At 69.0% G+C, this 18,223-nt stretch carries 21 protein-coding genes; 11 read left to right on the forward strand and 10 right to left on the reverse strand.

The window, feature by feature from the left end; translation table 11 throughout:
- Nucleotides 1-8 precede the first annotated feature (8 nt).
- Genes HDA39_RS39770 through HDA39_RS39780 form a run of 3 tightly spaced genes read left to right on the forward strand, consistent with a single transcriptional unit; the run spans nt 9 to nt 3,158 of the window.
- The gene (locus HDA39_RS39770) at nt 9-917 is read left to right on the forward strand and encodes a carbohydrate ABC transporter permease (RefSeq protein WP_337926088.1); all 909 of its coding nucleotides are present in this window, start codon (nt 9-11) and stop codon (nt 915-917) included.
- Nucleotides 914-1,795 (forward strand): carbohydrate ABC transporter permease, encoded by an 882-nt coding sequence (locus HDA39_RS39775; RefSeq protein WP_184804387.1) that lies wholly within the window; start codon nt 914-916, stop codon nt 1,793-1,795. The genes HDA39_RS39770 and HDA39_RS39775 overlap by 4 nt, the downstream gene beginning before the upstream one ends.
- Before the next feature lie 7 nt (nt 1,796-1,802).
- The gene (locus tag HDA39_RS39780) at nt 1,803-3,158 is read left to right on the forward strand and encodes a substrate-binding domain-containing protein (protein ID WP_184804390.1); all 1,356 of its coding nucleotides are present in this window, start codon (nt 1,803-1,805) and stop codon (nt 3,156-3,158) included.
- A gap of 29 nt (nt 3,159-3,187) precedes the next feature.
- Here the strand turns inward: HDA39_RS39780 and HDA39_RS39785 are convergent, their stop codons facing one another.
- The 3 genes from HDA39_RS39785 to HDA39_RS39795 are packed head-to-tail and all read right to left on the reverse strand — an operon-like array spanning nt 3,188 to nt 5,552.
- Nucleotides 3,188-3,958: an ABC transporter permease gene (locus HDA39_RS39785; RefSeq protein WP_184804393.1), complete on the reverse strand. Its 771-nt coding sequence runs from the start codon at nt 3,956-3,958 to the stop codon at nt 3,188-3,190.
- The gene (locus HDA39_RS39790) at nt 3,955-4,746 is read right to left on the reverse strand and encodes an ABC transporter permease (RefSeq protein WP_337926090.1); all 792 of its coding nucleotides are present in this window, start codon (nt 4,744-4,746) and stop codon (nt 3,955-3,957) included. Before HDA39_RS39790 ends, HDA39_RS39785 begins: the two co-directional genes overlap by 4 nt.
- Nucleotides 4,743-5,552, reverse strand: coding sequence for an ABC transporter ATP-binding protein (locus HDA39_RS39795; RefSeq protein ID WP_184804396.1), 810 nt, complete (start codon nt 5,550-5,552; stop codon nt 4,743-4,745). Before HDA39_RS39795 ends, HDA39_RS39790 begins: the two co-directional genes overlap by 4 nt.
- 301 nt (nt 5,553-5,853) lie before the next feature.
- Between HDA39_RS39795 and HDA39_RS39800 the strand changes: the two genes are divergently transcribed.
- From HDA39_RS39800 to HDA39_RS39815, 4 genes are all read left to right on the forward strand, one after another.
- Entirely contained in the window at nt 5,854-6,324 is a 471-nt protein-coding gene (locus HDA39_RS39800) for a DUF1707 SHOCT-like domain-containing protein (protein WP_184804399.1), read from the forward strand.
- Nucleotides 6,321-6,728, forward strand: coding sequence for a hypothetical protein (locus HDA39_RS39805; protein ID WP_184804402.1), 408 nt, complete (start codon nt 6,321-6,323; stop codon nt 6,726-6,728). The genes HDA39_RS39800 and HDA39_RS39805 overlap by 4 nt, the downstream gene beginning before the upstream one ends.
- Nucleotides 6,721-8,139: a multicopper oxidase family protein gene (locus HDA39_RS39810; protein ID WP_337926091.1), complete on the forward strand. Its 1,419-nt coding sequence runs from the start codon at nt 6,721-6,723 to the stop codon at nt 8,137-8,139. Before HDA39_RS39805 ends, HDA39_RS39810 begins: the two co-directional genes overlap by 8 nt.
- A gap of 69 nt (nt 8,140-8,208) precedes the next feature.
- Nucleotides 8,209-8,652 carry a hypothetical protein gene (locus tag HDA39_RS39815; protein WP_184804405.1) on the forward strand — a complete coding sequence of 148 codons (444 nt, stop codon included), beginning with the start codon at nt 8,209-8,211 and terminating at the stop codon, nt 8,650-8,652.
- A 2-nt stretch (nt 8,653-8,654) separates the two neighbouring features.
- Here the strand turns inward: HDA39_RS39815 and HDA39_RS39820 are convergent, their stop codons facing one another.
- Together HDA39_RS39820 and HDA39_RS39825 are read right to left on the reverse strand one after the other, a co-directional pair.
- Complete coding sequence (locus tag HDA39_RS39820; protein WP_184804406.1) at nt 8,655-8,879, reverse strand: cyclin family protein; 225 nt, start codon at nt 8,877-8,879, stop codon at nt 8,655-8,657.
- A gap of 93 nt (nt 8,880-8,972) precedes the next feature.
- Nucleotides 8,973-10,070: a sulfite oxidase gene (locus HDA39_RS39825; protein WP_184804409.1), complete on the reverse strand. Its 1,098-nt coding sequence runs from the start codon at nt 10,068-10,070 to the stop codon at nt 8,973-8,975.
- A 91-nt stretch (nt 10,071-10,161) separates the two neighbouring features.
- On the opposite strand from HDA39_RS39825, the gene HDA39_RS39830 reads away from it, so the two are divergent.
- Nucleotides 10,162-10,953, forward strand: coding sequence for an aminoglycoside adenylyltransferase domain-containing protein (locus HDA39_RS39830; RefSeq protein ID WP_184804411.1), 792 nt, complete (start codon nt 10,162-10,164; stop codon nt 10,951-10,953).
- Here the strand turns inward: HDA39_RS39830 and HDA39_RS39835 are convergent.
- The 5 genes from HDA39_RS39835 to HDA39_RS39855 all read right to left on the reverse strand — a co-directional run bounded on the left by HDA39_RS39835 (nt 10,950) and on the right by HDA39_RS39855 (nt 15,146).
- A complete protein-coding gene (locus HDA39_RS39835) occupies nt 10,950-11,558 on the reverse strand; it encodes a response regulator (protein ID WP_184804413.1) in 609 nt (202 codons plus the stop codon). The two genes, HDA39_RS39830 and HDA39_RS39835, sit on opposite strands and share 4 nt — an antisense overlap.
- Nucleotides 11,555-12,688, reverse strand: coding sequence for a histidine kinase (locus HDA39_RS44005; protein ID WP_202893264.1), 1,134 nt, complete (start codon nt 12,686-12,688; stop codon nt 11,555-11,557). Before HDA39_RS44005 ends, HDA39_RS39835 begins: the two co-directional genes overlap by 4 nt.
- A 24-nt stretch (nt 12,689-12,712) precedes the next feature.
- Nucleotides 12,713-13,447: an ABC transporter permease gene (locus HDA39_RS39845; RefSeq protein ID WP_184804415.1), complete on the reverse strand. Its 735-nt coding sequence runs from the start codon at nt 13,445-13,447 to the stop codon at nt 12,713-12,715.
- Entirely contained in the window at nt 13,444-14,343 is a 900-nt protein-coding gene (locus HDA39_RS39850) for an ABC transporter ATP-binding protein (RefSeq protein ID WP_184804417.1), read from the reverse strand. Before HDA39_RS39850 ends, HDA39_RS39845 begins: the two co-directional genes overlap by 4 nt.
- 179 nt (nt 14,344-14,522) lie before the next feature.
- Complete coding sequence (locus HDA39_RS39855) at nt 14,523-15,146, reverse strand: TetR/AcrR family transcriptional regulator (RefSeq protein WP_337926092.1); 624 nt, start codon at nt 15,144-15,146, stop codon at nt 14,523-14,525.
- A gap of 66 nt (nt 15,147-15,212) precedes the next feature.
- Between HDA39_RS39855 and HDA39_RS39860 the strand changes: the two genes are divergently transcribed.
- From HDA39_RS39860 to HDA39_RS39870, 3 genes are read left to right on the forward strand one after another with little or no spacing between them, the layout of a single operon-like run.
- Nucleotides 15,213-16,667, forward strand: coding sequence for a flavin-containing monooxygenase (locus HDA39_RS39860; RefSeq protein ID WP_184804420.1), 1,455 nt, complete (start codon nt 15,213-15,215; stop codon nt 16,665-16,667).
- 25 nt (nt 16,668-16,692) lie between these two features.
- Nucleotides 16,693-17,994 (forward strand): hypothetical protein, encoded by a 1,302-nt coding sequence (locus tag HDA39_RS39865; RefSeq protein ID WP_184804423.1) that lies wholly within the window; start codon nt 16,693-16,695, stop codon nt 17,992-17,994.
- Nucleotides 17,991-18,203 (forward strand): hypothetical protein, encoded by a 213-nt coding sequence (locus HDA39_RS39870; RefSeq protein ID WP_184804426.1) that lies wholly within the window; start codon nt 17,991-17,993, stop codon nt 18,201-18,203. Before HDA39_RS39865 ends, HDA39_RS39870 begins: the two co-directional genes overlap by 4 nt.
- Nucleotides 18,204-18,223: the final 20 nt, after the last annotated feature.

Consider the following 18,223-nt stretch of genomic DNA (forward strand, 5'->3'; position numbering starts at 1 on the left):
GATCGGCTGTGGCCGTGACGACGAGTGCCCCACCGAAGCGACGACGACGAAGTCTCGGGGACCTGAAGGTCGCGATGATCTTCCTGGCCCCGGCCACCGTCGGGTTCGTGGTGTTCTACATCTGGCCGACCCTGCGCGGCGCCTACCTGAGCTTCACCGAGTACAGCCTGCTGCAGGCGCCGGAGTTCAACGGGCTGCAGAACTACGAGCGGATGATCCACGACAGCTTCTTCTGGAACGCGCTCGTCGTCACGGTCGAGTACGTCGTGATCAACATCGGCCTGCAGACCGTGCTGGCGGTGCTGATCGCGATGCTGATGTACCGGCTGACCAAGTCGATCACGGTCCGCGCGGTGATCCTGCTGCCGTACCTGATCGCGAACGTGGTGGTCGCGCTGGTCTGGTACTGGATGCTCGACTTCCAGGTCGGCATCGTGAACCAGGGCCTGACGCTGATCGGGATCGATCCGGTGGCCTTCTTCGGCGACTCGCACTGGGCCATCCCGACCGTTGCCGGGATCAACATCTGGCGGCACATGGGCTACACGGCGCTGCTGGTGTTCGCCGGTCTGCAGACCATTCCGTCGTACGTGTACGAGGCCGCCGAGGTGGACGGCTCGAGCGAGATGCAGACGTTCTGGCGGATCACGCTGCCGCTGCTGCGGCCGGTCCTGGTGATGGTCCTGGTGGTCACCATGATCGGTTCGTTCCAGATCTTCGACACGATCGCGGTGACCACGCAGGGCGGGCCGATCAACGCCACCCGGGTCATCTACTACTACATCTACGAGCGGGCCTTCACCCGGTTCGACTTCGGGTACGCCTCCGCGATGGCCCTGGTGCTGTTCGCGATCCTCGCGGTCGTCTCGCTGCTGCAGCTGCGGCTGCTGCGGGCCAAGGAGAGTGATCTGGCATGAGGAAGTCGCTCACTCCGGGCCGGACCGTCGCGTGGGTCGTCCTGATCGTGCTGATGCTGCTCACGCTGTTCCCGTTCTACTGGATGCTTCGTACGGCGCTGTCGGACAACACCCAGCTGGCCGGCCACCCGAGCTCGCTGCTCCCGGTGGAGACCACGCTCGGCGCCTTCAAGCGGGTGCTCGGGCTGTCGACGGTCGAGGAGGCGCAGGCCCAGGGCGGGTCCGGCGCCGCGGTCAACTTCTGGCTGTACCTGCGCAACTCGCTGATCGTGTCCACCGTGACGACGGTCAGCCAGGTGTTCTTCAGCGCGATGGCGGCGTACGCGTTCGCCCGGCTGCGCTGGCCCGGCCGGGACAAGGTGTTCGCGCTGTTCCTGGCCGCGTTGATGGTGCCGCCGATCTTCACCACGCTGCCGAACTTCGTGCTGATCAAGAACCTCGGGCTACTGAACAGCTTCGCCGGCATCATCCTGCCCGGCGCGTTCATGACGCCGTTCGCGATCTTCTTCCTGCGCCAGTTCTTCCTCGGCATCAACCGGGAGCTGGAGGAGGCGGCGATGATCGACGGCGCCGGGCACCGCAAGATCTTCTTCGGCATCATCATCCCGATCAGTGCGGCACCGATCGCGACGCTGGCGATCCTGACCTACATCAACTCCTGGAACGACTACTTCTGGCCGCTGCTGGTCGGCCAGCAGGAGAACGTCCGGGTGCTGACCGTTGCTCTCGGGGTGTTCCGGTCGCAGACTCCACAGGGTGGGCCGGACTGGGCCGGGCTGATGGCGGCGACGCTGATCGCGGCGCTGCCGATGATCGTCTTGTTCCTGGCCTTCGCCAAGCGGATCACCAACTCCATCGGTTTCTCCGGGATCAAGTGAGGGTCGGATGAACATTTCACGACGCACGTTGCTCAAGGGGACGCTGGCCGGACTGGCCGCCTCGGCGGTCGCCGGCTGCAACAACGGAGCCGCCTCGCGCGGGTCCGGCGAGGTCATCTACTGGCTGTGGGACTCGGCCCAGCTGCCGATGTACACCGAGTGCGCGAAGGTGTTCCGGCAGCAGAACCCGCAGTACAGCGTGAAGATCGAGCAGTACGGCTGGAACGACTACTGGAACAAGCTCGTCACCGGCTTCATCTCCGGTACGGCGCCGGACGTGTTCACCTCGCACTCGGCGAAGTACCCGCTGTTCGCCGACAAGGGCCAGGTGCTCGCGCTGGACGACTACGTCGAGCGCGACGGGGTCGACCTGTCGATCTACCAGAAGGGTCTGGCCGAGCGCTGGATCGGCGCCGACGGCCACCGGTACGGGCTGCCGAAGGACTTCGACACCGAGGTGTACTTCTACAACTCCGGGCTCACCGAGGCGGCCGGGATCAGCACCGACCAGCTGAACGCGATGACCTGGAACCCCAAGGACGGCGGCACGTTCGAGCAGATCGTCGCCCGGCTGACCGTCGACGCCAAGGGCCGGCGCGGTGACCAGCCGGGGTTCGACAAGGACAACATCAAGGTCTTCGGACTCGGGTACGGCGACGCCGGTGGCGCCGACGGCCAGACCAGCTGGAGCTGGTACGCCGCGACGAACGACTGGACGTACTCCGAGGGCGAGCCGTGGGGCACCAAGTTCTTCTACGGCGACCCGAAGTTCACCGAGACGATCGGCTGGTGGCGCGGGCTGATCAGCAAGGGCTTCATGCCGACGTACGCGCAGGCCAAGTCCGGGGTCGACGTGACCACGTCGTTCGGGGCCGGCAAGTACGGCATCACGCCGAACGGGTCCTGGATGCTCGAGACGTACGCCGGTCTGAAGCAGGTGAAGACCAAGCTGGCGCGGCTCCCGGAGGGGCCGAACGGCAAGCGGATGTCGATGATGAACGGGCTGGCGGACACGATCTGGGGTGACTCCACCCGCAAGGACGCGTCCTGGGCGTGGGTCAAGTTCCTCGGGTCGCAGACGGCGCAGGACATCGTCGCCAAGGCCGGGGTCGTGTTCCCGGCGGTGACTGCCTCGCTGCCGCTGGCCAAGGCGGCGTTCGAGGCCGACGGCTGGGACGTGACGCCGTTCCTGGAGCCGGTGTCGGCGGGCGACGTGTTCGCGTACCCGGCGAACCCGAACGCGGCCGACGTCAGCGCGGTGATGGTGCCGGCGATGGACGCGGTGATGGCGTTCGAGAAGGAACCGGCGTCGCTGGCCGAGGCCAACGACGACGTGAACCAGATCCTCTCGGCGGCCAGCTGAAACGGCGTACCAGTTTCTGAAACGTTGTCTCAGCTGCTGGCTGAGCTGTAGCGGCGGCTGGCGAGGTGCCAGTGGAGTTTGGTGAGCACCAGCCCGGCGGCGAGTGCCGGGAGGGCGAGCAGCAGTGGTGACGCGGTGCCGGTCAAGGTCTCGACCGGCACCGCGGCCACCAGCCCGGCCGGGACGAGCGTCATCAGGACGAGCCGGGCCGCGCCGGTGAAGTAGGTGATCGGGTACTTGCCCGCCTCGCGGAGCTGCGCCGCGATCTCGTTGACCGGGTCGGCGCTCTCGAACCAGAACGCCGAGTAGGCGAGGTTGGCCCAGAGCAGGCTGAACCCGGCGAACCCGATCGCGGCCCAGGCGACCGCTTGCAGGACCAGACCGGCATCGGGCCGGACGTCCGCCAGGTGCAGGCCGACCGCGACCATCGCGGCGCCGGACAGGACACGGCCGAGCTCGGCCGGCTCCATCCAGCGCAGGGTCGCGAACAGCTGGGCGTTGACCGGGCGGATCAGGATCAGGTCGAGGTCGCCCTGGCGGACGTAGCCGTGCATCTTGGCCAGGTTCGGTTTGACGAAGCAGTCCATCAGGCCGGTCGAGATGCCGAAGATGCCGACCACGACGACGGCCAGCGGCCCGGTCCAGGCCGTGCCGCCGGAGCCGGTGATGATCAGGACCGGTACGACGCCGAGCACGAGGTCGCCGATCGACGAGAACGCGTTGATCGCGGTCTGGCTGCGGAACTGCAGGTCCCGGCGGATCGCCTGCTGCAGGCACGCCCAGAACAGCCGGGGCGTCATGCGCCCGCTCCCTGGTAGTCGCGCAGACCGCGTCGCCAGACCAGGACCGCGCCACCGACCACGACGACGAACCAGCCCGCCTGGTAGGCGTAGTCGATCGCGCGCGTCGTACCGAGCAGGACCTCGAGCGGGAACGAGATCAGGAAGCGGAACGGCTGTGCGTCGAGAAACGGCTGGAAGACCGCCGGGAAGAGCGCGAGTGGTACGAGGCCTCCCGAGAGAAGTCGCGCGAGCAGGTAGCGCAGGCGGTCGACCGCCGCGATGTCCTCCATCCAGAAGGCGAGGGAGCCGATCAGGATGTCGAAGGCGAACGTCATCGCCGCGGCCATGATCAGGGCCGGGAGGAAGAGCAGCCAACGGCCCGGCTCGCCGGGCAGACGGAGGTCGTCGCGGAAGATCAGGCCGAGGACGACGACCGGGGGCACGAGCAGGCCGAGCTTGAGGAACTTCTCGGCCGAGTTGTTGGCCAGGTGCGACAGGTGGGTCGAGCAGGGGCGGACGAGCCAGGAGTTGAGACCGCCGAGGCGGATGGACGCGGCCAGGAAGCCCGACGTCCAGCTCGACGTGACCATCGAGACGACGCTGACGAGGACCAGGTAGCTCGTCAGGTACGTCGTGGAGACGGGCGGGTTGGCGCCCTGGTCGATGGCGCCGTGCCAGACCAGGAGCGCGATGGCCGGCGGCAGCACGTTGGCGATCTGGAGCAGGAAGAGCCACCAGCGGTGGTTCATCATCATCCGGACCTCTTGCACGGTCAGGATGCGGAGCAGCCGGAGCTGCCGGGTCACGAGCGGCGGCCCTGGAACATGGCGGCCAGGACCTGGTCGAGATCCGCGTCGGCGTGCTGGCCGCTGCGCTGCCGCAGCTCCCGCAGATCCCCGTCGAAGCCGATCACGCCGTGGTCGATCAGCGCGATCCGCCGGCACAGCGCGGCGACGTCGCTCATGTCGTGGCTGGTCAGGACGATCGTGGTCCCGTGGTCGCGGTTCAGCTCGGCGAGGAAGTTGCGCAGGGCAAGCTTCGCGACGACGTCCAGACCGACGGTCGGTTCGTCGGCGAACAGGAGGTCCGGGCCGTGCAGCAGGGCGAGCACCAGCTCGCAGCGCATCCGCTGGCCGAGGGAGAGCTTGCGGACCGGGATGTTGATCAGCCCGGCGACGTCGAGGCGCTCGGTCAGCTCGGCGACGGACGCGTCGAAGACCGGTTTCGGGATCGCGTACATCTCGCGGTGGATCAGCAGCGAGTCGTACGTCGAGACGTCCCACCAGAGCATCGACTTCTGGCCGAACACGACCGAGATCCGGCTGAGGAAGTCGAAGGAACGCTGGTGCGGCTGGTGGCCGAGGACCTCGAGCTCGCCGCCGGTCGGGCGGAGCAGGCCGCAGAGCATCTTGATCGTGGTGGTCTTGCCGGCGCCGTTCGGGCCGAGCAGGCCGATCACCTGGCCCTTCGGCACGGTCAGGGTGAGTGCGTCGACCGCCGTGCGCTCACGGCGTACGGGCTTGAAGAGGCCTTTGAAGGCGCCCTTCATCCCGGGCTCCTGCTCGGAGTACCGGTAGACCTTGGTGAGTCGGGTCGTGCTGATCGCGTGCATGCCGCGCCTCCAGGGCCGGCCCACGCAGACTGGGGAGCCGGGTCGATGGAGCGAGCCGGAGTCTGCCGGCAGCCGGACCCACATGACGGAGGGTGGCCGCCGACGAGTCTAGTCGCGGGGCGGGGGTGGCGCCTGGGGTTTTCCCTGGGACGGCGTACGCCCGGGGGAGTACGCCGTACTACGTCTGGTGGCTGCCGTGCTCCGCCGGAGGTAGGCGAGGTGTCGCCGCCGAGGCGACGCGGTGAGGGGTGCTCGGAGGACACGATCGGTGGCATCAGAACTGCGACGACCGAGGAGTGTCATGAACGAGAACGTGCGGGTCGGGGACCAGGAACGCGAGGCGGCGGTCAAGCGGCTGGGCGAGCACTACGAGGCCGGGCGGCTGACTGCCGAGGAGCACAGCGAACGCATCAGTCAGGCGTTGCAGGCGAAGACCGCGGCCGATCTGACCGCGCTGTTCGCTGATCTGCCGGGGGAGAAGCGCGCCGACGAGCAGAGCGAGGCGTGGGCGGGGCCGTTCGGGTGGACGCGTCCGCCATGGACCTCGGCTGAGGCCGGAGAGCCGGCGGCACCTCGCCCGGGTGCCCGTCGACCAGGGTGGGCGGCTCGTGGACCGCTTGCGCGGATTCCCTTGCCTCTGCTGATCGCTCTGGCCGGACTCGCGGTGCTGTTGTCGGTCGGGTGTGTGGTCGGCGGTGGGCATCCGCCGGTGCTGCCGCTGCTGCTGATCGTGGCGGCTGTGGTCTTCGTGAAGAAGCGGCGGCACGCATGAGGACGGCGTACCGGGCGCTCGCTTCGCTGATCGCGCTCGCCGTGGTGCTCCAGATCGCGGCGATCGCGCTGGCTGGGTTCACCACCGCGGCCGACGCGGAGGACGGCGTCACGATCGGCGCGGACTACACCAACTTCGGGCAGAGTTACCACAGCATCGCGGGGACGGCGATCGGGCTGATCGCGCTGATCTTCCTGATCGTCTCGTTCCTGACCGACGTACCGAAGGGCCGTCTTCTGGCGGGTGCGGTGGCAGGACTGGTCGTGCTGCAGTTCGTGCTGGCGGTGGTGTCGTTCGGCATCCCGGCGCTGGGCCTCCTGCACGGGATCAACGGGCTCGCGATCGCGGGCGTGGCGGGCGCCGCGTCGCGACGGGCGTCGGCACCGGTGGTCGCCAGTGCGTAAGTGGCGTGGCCGGTTGATCGCGCTGGGGGTGACACTGGCGGTGCTCGTGCCGCTGGCGTACCTCTGGGCGACCAGTCTCGTGCCGTCGACGTACTCGGCCTCGGAGATGGGGTACGCCGACTACGGCGGCGGCGCGGCGTCGGGGCATCAGCACCACGGCGGCACCAGCGTCGCCGACCTCACCGGGCCGCGCACCGGTGCCGCCGACGTCGCGGTGACGCTGACCGCGCGGAAGTCCTCGTTCACGTTGGCCTCCGGTGAGTCGGTCGACGGCTACACGCTCAACGGCTCGTCGCCGGGGCCTTTGATCCGCGCGGGGGTCGGTGAGTTGGTCGAGGTGACGCTGGTCAACGAGTCGGTCCCCGACGGCGCGACGCTGCACTGGCACGGGATCGACGTCCCGAACGCGGAGGACGGCGTCGCCGGGGTCACGCAGGACGCCGTACCGGTGGGTGGTCGTCACGTCTACCGCTTCCGGGCCTCGGTGGCGGGGACGTACTGGTACCACTCGCACCAGGTGTCCAGCGAGCAGGTCCGCAGCGGACTCTTCGGCACGATCGTGATCGGGTCGCCCGGGCGCGATGTCGTTGCCGCGATTCACACGTACGACGACCGGCGCACGATCAACGGCTCGACCGGCTCTTCACGCGTCGAGGTTCCTGCTGGTACGACGTTGCGCGTGCGCGTGGTCAACACCGACAACGCCTTGATCCGCACGGGGCTGGTCGGTGCACCTGCCAAGGTCGTCGCCGTCGACGGTCGGGAGCTCCACGGCCCGACGCCCACGACCGACACGTTCCCGCTGGCGGCCGGTGCCCGGGTGGACTTCGAGGTGGTGGTTCCCGCGGGCGGCGTACGGCTGGACGCGGGCGGCGTGAGTCTGCGGATCGGTGGCGACGGGCCGGACGGATCTTTGTCTTCAGCAACCATCGATCTCCTCACCTACGGAACGCCTGCTCCCTTGGGCCTCGATGTCGCGCATCCCGACCGCGTGTTCGAGTACCGCATCGGCCGGCGTCCCGGCTTCCTGGACGGCGTACCTGGTCTGTGGTGGACGATCAACGGGCACAAGTTCCCCGACGTCCCGATGTTCATGGTCGCTTCCGGGGATGTGGTGAAGATGACGATCTCCAACACCAGCGGGCAGTCGCACCCGATGCACCTGCACGGGCACCACGCGATCGTCTTGTCCCGCAACGGCGTCGCGGCGTCCGGCACTCCGTGGTGGGTCGACACGCTGGAGGTCGACGACGGCGAAACCTACGAGATCGCCTTCCTGGCCGACAACCCCGGCGTCTGGATGGACCACTGCCACAACCTGCCGCACGCGTCGCAGGGGTTGATGACGCATCTCATGTACGAGGGCGTCAGTACGCCGTACAAGATCTCCTCGGTCAACCAGCCCGAGTAACCGCATCGATTGTGTGTCGAACCACCACGCCGACAGGCGAACCCGCGCATCCTGCGGTATCCCTGAAAGATGACCTGCCCCACCGCCCTCCGCACCGCCGCCACCCTCGCGGTCCTCCTGGCCGGTCTGGTCATCACCCCCATCGCACTGTCCCACCTCGACGACAACCTGCGGGTGGTCGAGACCCAGCCCGTCCGCGAGGTGGAGGTCGTCGCCGTCTATTCCCCGACCCTCCACACTCAACTCACCACCGTGTTGGTCCGCCACCCCGACACGGGCGCCCCCACCAACCTCGAAGGCGCCGACAAACTCGTCACCCTCCCGGCTGCGAACACGTACGTCCCTGTGGTGGTCGACCCGGAGGACCGCACCAAGGTCCTCATCACCACGGCCAACTGGGCGCCGACGTGGCTCGACTACACCACCACGGTCGCGGCGACAGCCTTACCTGCGTTGACCCTGGCCGCCTTGCTCTCCGGCACTTTCACCCGCCGCCGACGTCGGGTCGAGTAGCTTCAGGCGGAGTTGCTGATGGGCGTCAGGCTGAGGCGGTTGCACTGGGTTCGGTGGAGGGCGGCTATGCGGAGGCAGGCGGCGTCGATGGCGGCTCGTTGGGATTCGTAGAGGCCGTACCAGTACGGGTCTTCCGGGAGTGGGTCGCCGGCGTCGTCGATGTCGGCGTACCAGGTGGTGCCGGTGCGGAAGATTCTGGCGTGGAGATGAAGATCTGTGTCGTTCATCGCGCGGATCGCTCCTGGGGAGAAGGAATCGGTGCGTTGCCCTGTTTCGATGATGTGACGGCGGGTGGGCAACGGCAGGAGCGACACGCGGGTTTACTGAACCAGAACAGTGAGGCGCTGGGCGGTGTTGTTGGCGAAGCCGCCGCGGTTCCAGGGGGCCTCGATGGGCTGGACCCGGCCGGATTTGTCGTGGGCCCGGACGGTGAGGACGTGTTCGCCGGGGGTGGCTTGCCAGGTGAAGGAGAAGGGGCGCCAGGCAAGGTCTTCGTTGCTTGAGGCATCCAGTTCGGCGTCCTGCCAGGTGGCGCCGGCGTTGGTACTGAGTTCTACGCGGTCGACGGGGGCCCAGCCGGACCAGGCGCGGCCCTGCAGCGTGACTTCGCCGGCGGGGACGAAGCGGTGGCGGGTCATGAAGTCGGGGTGGCCGGGCGGGATGAGGAGGGCCCGGGGTTCGATGCGGGTGACGGCTACGCCGGGCTCGCCCGCTTCGGTGCGGATGCGGTAGGCCTCGGCGTTCTGGTAGCCGGTGAAGGGCTTGTCGATGAGCTCGATCGAGCGGAGCCACTTCACCGAGGCCATGCCGTACCAGCCGGGGACGATGAGACGCAGCGGGTACCCGTGCTGGGGTGGGAGCGGCAGGCCGTTCATCTCCCAGGCGACGAGGGCGTTGGACTCCAGGGCCTCGGCGACCGAGAGGCCGCGCTGGTAGTCCTGCTCGATGCCGCGTTCGACGCCGTGGTCGGCGCCGGTGAAGACCACGTCCACGGCCTCCGGCAGGACGCCGGCCGCCTCCAGCAGAGCGGCCAGCGGTACGCCGGTCCACTCGGCGGTGCCGACCGCCTCCATCAGCCAGGGCTGGCTGATCGGGCGGGGATGAAGGTTCGCGCGACCGTTGCCGGCGCACTCCAGCGTGACGCGTACCGTCTGCCGGCCCATCGCGCGGAGCTCGGTCAGGCCGAAGTCGATCGGTTGCTCTACACAACCGTTGACGGTGAGGCGCCAGTCGAAGGCGTTCGTCAGCGGGATGTCGTAGTGCACGAGCACGTAGTGCAGCCCAGGCGGCGTGAGGTCGTAGCGCAGCGCTTCCAGCGGGATACCGTGGTTGCGCGCGGCCAGCTGGAGCTCGTCGCCGGTGATGCCCTCGCCGACGTCGGCCAGGCGACCCTTGGTGCTGAACTGTTCGATCGTCATGGCGGATTCCCTTCCCCTGGGGGTCAGCCTAAGCCGCGCGGCGGTGGGAAAAGCAAGAGCGCGAACTCGCCGGCCTGGCTACGGTCGGTGGATGACGTCCGGCGTACCGCATCCTCGTGACCGTGCGCAGTCGTGGGCCGACTGCGACGCCGACCTCAGGCGGTACGTCGAGCAGGCGCTCGCGGCGACCGGGCTGGAGCCGTCGGGGGTGTACGTGCACGGTTCGCTGGCGATGGGGTGCTTCTACCGGGCGAAGAGTGATGTGGATCTGCTGGTCGTGGTCCGCGAGGCGCTGACGCCGGGACAGCGGGAGCGGGCGGCGCGAGCGCTCGCGGAGCGGGCGGTCAAGAGGCCGATACTCGGGGATCTGGAGCTGTCCGTGCTGACCGAGCGACAGGCCGCCGAGGGGAAGCGCGAGTTCGAGGTGCACTACTCGGCGTACTGGACGGAGAAGATCCTCGCGGGCGAGTACGCCGGGCCGGGCAGGGATCCGGACCTCGCGGCGCACGTGAGTGTCGTACGACAGCGCGGCGTGGTGGTGAGTGGGCGGCCGGCGGTGGACGTGTTCGGAGAGGTGTCGGACGAGGACTACTTGGGGGCCATCGAGGCGGATCTGCGGGACGTGGATCTGGTGGCCGAGCCGTACTACGGAGTGCTCAACGCGTGCCGGGTGTTGATGGTGCGGGAGTCATCGCAGGTGGTGAGCAAGGAAGAGGGCGGAGAGTGGGGGATCAGGAGCCTGCCGGACGAACACAGGCCTGTGGTTGAACAGGCGCTGAGGTGTTACCGGAGTGCGCGACCGGTCCAAGCCAACGAGCGAGGGACCGACGGGCATGGGTGGGACGTGAAGGCTCTGGAGAGCTTCAGGAAGTACGTCGATTAGAGCCAGCCGTTGTCGACGGCGATGCGGGCGGCTTCCGCGCGAGTCCGGGCGCCCGTCTTGCCGATGGCCGACGACAGGTGGTTCCGGACCGTGCCCTCCGAGAGGTGAAGCTCGCGGGCGATGTCGGCGACCGTGCCGCCGGTGCGGGCGGCGCGGAGGACGTCGGACTCGCGGGCGGTGAGCGGGCTCGTGCCTGCGACGAGGGTCTCCGCGGCCAGCGACGGGTCGACGACGCGGAGGCCCTGGTGGACTCGGCGTACGGCGTCGGCGAGCTGCGCGGCGGGGGTGTCCTTGACGACGAAGCCCGCGGCGCCGGCCTCCATCGCGCGGCGCAGATAGCCGGGGCGGCCGAACGTGGTGACCATCAGGATCCGCACCGCCGGTACGGCGGACCGCAGCGCGGCGGCCGCTTCGATGCCGTCGAGGCCGGGCATCTCGACGTCGAGCAGGGCGACGTCGGGCTTCGACGTACGGGCTGCCTCCAGGACCTCGTCGCCGCGGCCGACCTCGGCGACGACCTCGAGGTCGGGTTCGAGATCGAGCAGCGCCGCGAGGGCGCCGCGGACGAGCGCCTGGTCGTCCGCGATCAGCAGTCGGATGCTCACGGGCCCACTCTGACAGCCAGCCGGAACCCACCACTCGGCGCCTGGCCGACGGACAGCGTGGCGCCGACCTGGTCGGCGCGCTCACGCAGCCCGATCAACCCATGACCACCTGGTGAAGTCGAGGGTCCCCGACCGTCGTCCAGGACCTCGATCTGCTGGGCACTGATCCGAACAGTGCACTTGCGGGCTCCCGAGTGCCGTACGACGTTCGTAACGCCCTCACGGACCACCCAGGCGAACAGCTCTCGATGAGATTCGGGCACATCGTCGACCGTCGTCGGCAGATCAGCGCGGATCTCAGCCGCCTCCAGGGCGGCTCGGGCGGAGACCAGTTCACCGGCGAGGCTCAGCTCGCGGTAGCCCGCGACAGCAGCCCGTACGTCGGCCAGCGCCGCCCGGGCGAGCTGCTCGATGTCGGTCACCTCGACCGCCGCCCGCGAAGGGTTGGCCTCGATCAGGCGCCCGGCGAGCTCGGCCTTGACCGTGATCACGGTCAGCGAGTGTCCGAGGATGTCGTGCAGGTCCCGGGCGAACCGGTTGCGCTCCTCCTGGACCGCCAGCTCGGCGAAGTCCTGACGGGCGACCGACAGTTCCATCCCGCGCTGGATCGCGCGCCGCATCCCGAACACCGCCAATGCGGCCAGGAAGATCGCCAGCCCGTAACTGCTGTCGTCGTGCCAGCCGGGAACCAGCCGCATCGACAGCTCCGCTCCACCCAGCGTCAGGAGGGTGACGGCGATCGCCTGCCGAAGCTCCAGCATCACCACCGAGATCGCGGTGACGTAGACCAGCGTGGTCAGTGCGGTCTGCCCGGCGGCCGGCAGCGTCAGCGCGGCCAGAGCGAGCAGGCCGACCAGGTAGCCGTACCGCTTCCAGAGCGGAAGCCCGCCCTCGCGCCAGGAGACCTGCCGCATCCAGATGAAGAAGGACATGTAAGCCGTGGCGAAGGCAAACAGCGCGAGCACCCCGACCACTCGGGTGACGCCGTCGCTGTGCCGGACGATCTCCTGCAGCGGGCTGCCCAGGTAGAACAGCCAGACCCCGCCGGCCAGCCAGCGCCACGACCTGCGTCCCGTCTGGGTGAGGTCGCGGGCGGCCGGCGAATGCGGCGGGGGCTGCTTGCTGCTCACAGTCGTCACGGTAACTCGCCGGGATCAGGCGCGGGCGGTGTCCGCGCGGAAGCGGCGCAGGCCGATCGCCCCGAGTACCACCGTCCACACCAGCACGATCAGGACGGCGTGCATGTCCAGGCCGCCCTCCGACAGCGCGCTGCGCGAGCTGAGCCCGGTCCAGTACGCCGGGGTGAGCTGCGCGATCGTCTTCATCACGTGCGGCATCTGCTCGATCGGCAGCCAGAGCCCGCCAAAGGCCGCGATCAGCATCGTGGTCAGACCGGTGATCGGCTGCACGCTGTCCGGCTTGGCGACGTACCCGATCACCAGCCCGAGACCGGCGAACGGCAGCGCGCCGAGCCAGGACACGAGCGCGACGGAGAGCCACTGGCCGGCGCTCAGGTCGACGTGGCCGATGATCATCCCGGCCACGAACACCACGACCAGCGGCGGCACCGCGAGCAGCAGCGACAGGATGACCTTCGAGGCGACGTACGCCTGGGGCTTGAGCGGGGTCAGCCGCAGGGTCCGGTTCCAGCCGCCGTCGCGTTCCATCGCGATCACGCCGCCGCTGCTCATCGCCGCGTTCATCGAGCCGAACATCGCCATCGACACCATCACGTAGGCGATCGCGGAGATGCCACCCTCGGAGTCGCTCGTGTGCAGCGTGGCGCCGAAGATCAGGAACAGCACCAGCGGCATCAGCACGGCGAAGATCAGCACCCGCCGGTTGCGCAGGGTCCGTTTGATGTCGAACTTCAGGTAGTCGAGGTTCATGCCGCACTCTCCTGCTGGGCGCCGATCGCGAGGACCGCGTCCTCGAGGTCGGCCGAGGTGATCTCGATGTCGTGGGCCGGCGTGTTGGCCAGCAGGTACCGCAGCGTGTCGTCGGAGTCCGCGCACTGCAGCAGCACCACGTCGCCACGCGTCTCGACGTTCCGTACGCCGGGCAGCGTCGCCAGCGTGGCCAGGTCGGCACCGGGCACGGTCGCCCGGATGGTCCGGCCGGAGACGCTCGCCTTGATCTGCGCGGCGGTGCCGTCGGCAACGATCTTGCCGGCCCGCATCAGCACCACGCGGTCGGCGTACGCGTCGGCCTCTTCCAGGTAGTGGGTCGCGAACAGCACGGTCCGGCCGCGCGCGGTCTCGGCGTGCATCGCGGCCCAGAAGTCGCGCCGGGACTCGACGTCCATCCCGGTGGTCGGTTCGTCGAGCACGATCAGGTCGGGCTGCGCGACGATCGCCATCGCGAACCGGACCCGCTGCTTCTGCCCGCCGGACAGCGCCTTCAGCTTGCGGTTGCCGAGATCGGCGATGCCGGCCCGCTGCAAGGCGTCGGTGACGGGCAGCGGGTTCTTGTGCAGCCCGGCGACCAGGTCGAGCAGCTCGCCGACCTTCGCGTCCTCGATGATCCCGCCGCTCTGCAGCATCACGCCGACCTGGCCGACCGCGATCGCGTCCGCGGGGGACTGCCCGTAGAGCTGGACGCTGCCCTGGTCGGGCCGGACCAGACCGAGCAGGATCTCCAGCGTGGTGGACTTCCCGGCGCCGTTCGGGCCGAGCAGTGCCACGACTTCGCCCGACCGGATCGTGAGGTCCACCCCGGCCACGGCCTGCACTTCGCCGTACCTCCTGGTCACTCCGCTGAGGGTGACCGCAGTCGTTGTCGTCATACCCAGAAGCGTGCTGCCGGGCGGGCGGCGGATCCTGGATCGGCCGTCACGACGTGGCCATGACATCTGTCAGCCCGGACGTCCACCACTCATCAACTCCCGCCCGCACCCCGGTTCCAGCGAAGGTCAGGCGGGACGCGCTGGAGGTGCGGGGAGTTGGTGAGTGGTGCAGATCCGGGTCAGCTCTCGCGCAACGTGTGGAGCCCCTGCCAGAGGAGGTCTTGCAGGGTGCGGGCGGTCTTCTCGGCCGAGGGCGGGGTGTCGGTGCGGGTGCGCCAGATGGCGAGGCGTTCGGTGGCGCCGGAGATGGTCTGGGCGACGATCTGGATCTCTTCCTCGTCGATCGTCGCGGGCGCGTTGAGGCGGACCATGGTCGCGATCAGCTCGACGAAGTCGGCGCGGACCTCGTCGGCGGCCTGGGCGGCGGGGCCGGCCGCGAGCATGCCCTCGTCGACGATCACCGACCAGGCGCGCGGGTGGTCGTCGAGGAACTGGAACCAGGCGACGAAACCGGCGTACATGGCCTGCTCGGCGTCGGCCGCGGCGAGCACGGCCTCGGAGACGGCATCCAGGAGCTGGGCGCGCAGGCGGGACAGGCAGGCGAGGAACAGGCCGTCCTTCGAGCCGTAGTACTGGTAGATCAGCGGTTTGGAGACCCCGACCTCGGCGGCGATCTCGTCCATCGAGGTGCCCTGATAGCCGCGGTCGCCGAAGATCCGCTCGGCGGCGTCGAGGATCTCGCGCTCCCGCGCGGCCCGGTCGCGCTTCCGCTTCACCGGTACGCCGTCCGTGGTCGTCGTCACCTTGCCGAGTCTAACTGACCTGGAGTAACTTACTGGGAGTAAGTTCTTCGGACGAAGGGCGAGACCATGCTGCAGAACCACCGGATCGTCGTGATCGGCACCGGCTTCGCGGGAATCGGGATGGCGGTCCGGCTCAAGCAGGCCGGGTACGACGACTTCGTGGTGCTCGAGCGCGCCGAGGACGTCGGCGGCACCTGGCGGGACAACACCTACCCGGGCTGCCGCTGCGACGTCCCCTCGCACCTGTACTCGTTCTCGTTCGCGCCCAATCCGGACTGGTCGAGCACGTTCTCCCCGCAGCCCGAGATCGAGGCGTACCTGCGACAGGTCACCGACGGGTTCCGTGTCCGCCCGCACATCCGCTTCGGGCACGCCGTACAGTCCGCGCACTGGGTCGACGACCGCTGGCTGATCCACACCAACCAGGGCGACTTCACCGCCGAGATCCTGCTGTCGGGCATGGGTCCGCTGGCCGAGCCGTCGTACCCGAAGCTGAATGGCATCGAGTCGTTCGAGGGCGAGGTGTTCCACTCGGCCCAGTGGAACCACGATCTCGACCTGAGCGGTCGCAAGGTCGCGGTGATCGGGACCGGCGCGTCGGCCATCCAGTTCGTGCCGGCGATCCAGCCGGAGGTCGAGGAACTGCACCTGTTCCAGCGCACGCCGCCGTGGGTGATGCCGCGGCCGGATCGCAGGATCAGCCGGCTGGAGAAGGCGGTCTTCCGTGCGTTTCCCCTGGTGCAGAAGGCGGTTCGCGCCGGGATCTACTGGGGGCGCGAGTCGATGGTGCTCGGGTTCGCCAAGCTGCCCGGGATCATGAAGCAGGCCCAGAAGGTGGCCGAGAAGCACCTCGAGAAGCAGGTCCGCGATCCGGAGTTGCGGGCCCGGCTGACGCCCGATTTCACGCTCGGGTGCAAGCGGGTGCTGATCTCCGACGACTACTACCCGGCGGTCGCGCGGCCGAACGTCGAGGTGGTCACCGACGGCATCACCGAGGTGACGCCGACCGGGATCGTCACCGACGACGGCGTGAAGCACGAGGTCGACACGATCATCTACGGCACCGGCTTCCGCGTCACCGACCTCCCGGTGATGGACATGCTGTACGGCCGGGACGGGCTGTCGTTGCGTGACGCGTGGGCCGAGGGGATGGAAGCGCACCTCGGGACGGCGGTGGCCGGCTTCCCGAACTTCTTCCTGCTGATCGGGCCGAACACCGGGCTCGGGCACAGCTCGATGGTGTTCATGATCGAGTCGCAGATCGCGTACATCCTGGACGCGCTGAAGACGATGGACGCCGAGGGGCTGCGGCAGGTCGAGGTGCGGCCGGAGGTGCAGCGTGCGTTCGTGGACGGCGTGCGCTCGTCGATGCGGAACACGGTGTGGACGCGGGGTGGCTGTACGAGTTGGTACCTGGATGCGCAGGGGCGGAACACGACCCTCTGGCCGTCGTTCACCTTCCGCTTCCGGCAGCTGACCCGGCGGTTCGATCGGGCGGAGTATGAAACAGTAGCTATGTGACATAGCTCGTGTTACATTCGGATCCATGATCCCGTTGCACGGAATCGGTGGGCGTGGGGACCTGCCGGTCCCGCTCTGGCTGGCGATCTACTCCGCGGCCGCCGCGGTCGCGGTCTCGTTCTTCGCGCTGGCGGCGTTCTGGTCCCGGCCGCGGTTCGAGGTTGCCGCTGGTCCGTCGCTCGCGGTGCTGACGCGGGTGGTCGACGCCCGGGCTTTCCGGTGGGTGCTCAAGGGCGTCGGTCTGGTCGCGCTGGGACTGCTGCTCGGCGCCGTGTGGTTCGGCAGTACGTCGCCCGCGCTGAACCCGGCACCGACCTGGCTCTACGTGTGGATCTGGGTCGGGATCATCCCGGTTTCACTGCTCTTCGGGCCGGTCTGGCGGCCGGCCAATCCGCTGCGCACGCTGGCGGCGCTGGTCCCGCGTCGTTCCCGGCGACGGTTGCCCGAGGGGATCGCGTACTGGCCGGCGGTCGGCGGGCTCTTCGGGTTCCTCTGGCTGGAGCTCGCGTACCCGGAGGGGTCCGATCCACTGGTGGTCGCGGTGTTCGTCACGGCGTACGCGGTGGTGAATGTTGCCGCGGGCATCGTCTACGGACCGCGCTGGTTCGCTGTCGGCGACAGCTTCGAGGTGTACGCCGAAGTGCTGGCGCGGCTGAGCCCGCTCGGGCGCCGGGACGGCGGGCTGGTGCTCCGGAATCCGCTGGCCGGGCTGGCGACGATGCCGCAGGAGCGTGGGCTGGTCGGGTTGCTGTGCTTGTTGCTCGGGTCAACGGCCTTCGACGGGATCTCGCGGTGGTCGGTCTGGACCTCGGCGACCGGCGGGCTTGGGCTGGCCGAGCATGTCGCCGTGCACACGCTCGGGTTGCTGGTGGCTGTCGCGATCGTGACGGCGTTGTTCGTCGGCGCGGCGCGGGCGACCGGTTCCGCGCGGGTTCGGCCCGGTGCCCTGGGCAACGCCGGGCTGCCCGGGGCGTTCGCGCACTCGCTGGTGCCGATCGCGATCGGGTACGCCGTCGCGCACTACTTCTCGTTCACGGTGTTCCAGGGGCAGGATGGTGTCCTGCTCGCGACCGATCCGTTCGGGCGCGGCTGGGACCTGCTCGGGACCGGGCAGGCCGGGATCGACTACGGCCTGCTGGGGACCGGGCTGATCGCCGGGGTCCAGATCGGCGCGATCGTGCTCGGACACGTACTCGGGGTCGTGTCCGCGCACGATCGCGCGACCGGCCTGTTCCGACGCCGGCAGTTGCGGCGGGCGCAGTACCCGATGCTGGCGGCGATGGTCGCGTTCACCGCCGGCGGGATCGCCCTGGTGACGGCCTCATGATCGCGCTGCACATGGGCGGGATCCCGGAGCTGGCGATGTTCCTCGGGCCGATCCTGCTGATCGCTGCCTTCGTCCGGATCGCCCGCCGCAAGGAGGCGGGCGTCGAGGACGACGACTGGGACGCCGACCTCGGCGACCTCCCGGTCGATCCGGACCGCCCCCCGAGCGTCCGAAGAACCGCCGAGCGTCCGAAGAACCGAGCGCTATAGGGCTCGGTTCCTCGGACGCA

Origin of the sequence: Kribbella italica (assembly GCF_014205135.1) — a bacterium.
In the GTDB taxonomy this organism is placed as follows: domain Bacteria; phylum Actinomycetota; class Actinomycetes; order Propionibacteriales; family Kribbellaceae; genus Kribbella; species Kribbella italica.